This is a genomic window from uncultured Campylobacter sp., assembly GCF_937981295.1.
Lineage (GTDB): Bacteria > Campylobacterota > Campylobacteria > Campylobacterales > Campylobacteraceae > Campylobacter_B.
This window is the reverse complement of record NZ_CALJPC010000068.1, coordinates 1-1620: the sequence shown is the minus strand read 5'-3', so window position 1 is coordinate 1620 and position 1620 is coordinate 1. Positions and strand designations below refer to the sequence as shown.

At 45.9% G+C, this 1620-nt stretch carries 4 protein-coding genes; all 4 read right to left on the bottom strand.

Annotation, left to right across the window (positions count from 1 at the left end):
* The coding region (gene nrfD / locus Q0135_RS05765; RefSeq protein WP_297989087.1) for an NrfD/PsrC family molybdoenzyme membrane anchor subunit at positions 1–194 on the bottom strand (194 nt) is incomplete at its 3' end.
* Positions 195–196: 2 nt separating this feature from the next.
* Positions 197–844 (bottom strand): molecular chaperone, encoded by a 648-nt coding sequence (locus tag Q0135_RS05760; protein ID WP_297989086.1) that lies wholly within the window; start codon positions 842–844, stop codon positions 197–199.
* 10 nt (positions 845–854) lie between these two features.
* Entirely contained in the window at positions 855–1406 is a 552-nt protein-coding gene (locus Q0135_RS05755; protein ID WP_297904827.1) for a 4Fe-4S dicluster domain-containing protein, read from the bottom strand.
* A gap of 1 nt (position 1407) precedes the next feature.
* The coding region (locus Q0135_RS05750; RefSeq protein ID WP_297989084.1) for a hypothetical protein at positions 1408–1620 on the bottom strand (213 nt) is incomplete at its 5' end.

The following is a 1620-nucleotide window of genomic DNA, read 5'->3' as shown; positions in this document are numbered from 1 at the left end:
AAGTCAAATAGCAAAAGCGCGGTTCCTATTATTACCGCTACTGGTGCTAGCAGAAAGCCGAACTTATAAAACCTCTCGTTTAATGAGCCCAAAAAGCCCTTGTAAGCCAAAGCCGAGCATAAAAACGCCCCGGCGCCTAAACCGCCTAAAAACAAATAGATGACTATGAGCCATCCCCAAGTCGTCTGTACCATCGTCATTCCTTTAAATTTTTAAAAATTTCAGGATCTTTTAGCGCGCTTTTAAGCGCATCCATCTCGCTATTTAGGTAGAGATTTAAAAAGCCCCCGAAGTTCTTCCAAACGTCTAAATTTGCGTGCTCGTCGCAGCGAGCGGCAAATTTGCAAAACCACTGCGACGGATGAGCGGCGATAAATTCCGCCTTTTTACGCAGAATTTCGTTAAATTTAGTCTCATCCTCCGCCTTTAGCGCGCTAAAACTTAAAAAATAAAGATATTGCAACTCGTACCCGATGAAATCGTCGGGAAATTTATCAAGCTGCGCATCCTCGAGCTTTAGCCCAGAGCTCTCGTAAAAGCTTCGCACCTGCATCGTCTTTGCCCCAAACATCGTTTGATAGTCGAAATACACCGACTCGTAAGGCTCGGCTTTGGGGCGCTTAGGACCTACGAAGAGCCTATTGAATTCGTAGCGAATTTCATCGATTAAGCTTGGCTCGCTTTTGCATTTGGCAAATTCGAGGATAAATTTATGTTCTTTAAGCTTAGGCGCAAAATCCTGCGTCAAATTTAAAAGCTCGTCCAAATTTTCACCGGTAAGAGGCACCAAAAATACCTGCCTCAAAAAGTCCTCGACGCAAAGGCTCTGCTTTAAATTACGCATCTTTTTATCCTTAGTGGATAAACTCGTTACGCTTCATGCGAGGATAGAAGCGGATGTTCGGCTTCGTAAAAAAGCGCTTAAAGCCCGGCATCTCTTTTTCCATCCCCGCGCTATCGCTCACGTCGCTATCGACCAGCTTTAGCACGTCGCAAGGACAGCCCGCTACGCACGCAGGCTCCTCGCCGCGCTCGAGCTTCTCGGCGCAGAGGTTGCATTTTTGCGCTTTGCCGTCTTTGCCTTTGGTTATCGATCCGTAAGGACAGGCTACGATGCAATATCCGCAGCCGATACATTTATCGTGCAGCGGCTGAACGATGCCATTTTCGAGCTTAATGTAAGCTCCTACGGGACAAACGTCCATACATGCAGGCTCTTCGCAATGGTGGCACGAATGCGAGATGAAAATTTCCTTTTCGATCTCGTCTTCATGGATGAGCATCATATCTACATGGCGCCAGTTGATGTCGGGGTCTTGATTATGGTAGACCTGACATGAAATTTCACACGCCTTACAACCTATGCAAAAGTTGTAATCAAATAAAAATCCTTGTTTTCGTTTCATTTTATGCCTCCTGTTTTGCAGCTTTTTTTACTTCACAAAAGCTTGCAGTATAGGTCGATCCGTTACCCAAATCACTAACTCCGTCCGAGCAAAGGATATTTGCTCCCGTGCGAGATTTGGTGACCTTAACCCAGATATTATTCCACGCATAGACGATGCCCGGCTGCATCTGATTAGTCTCAACCGCCGTAAATACCGCCGTACCCTTTTCGTT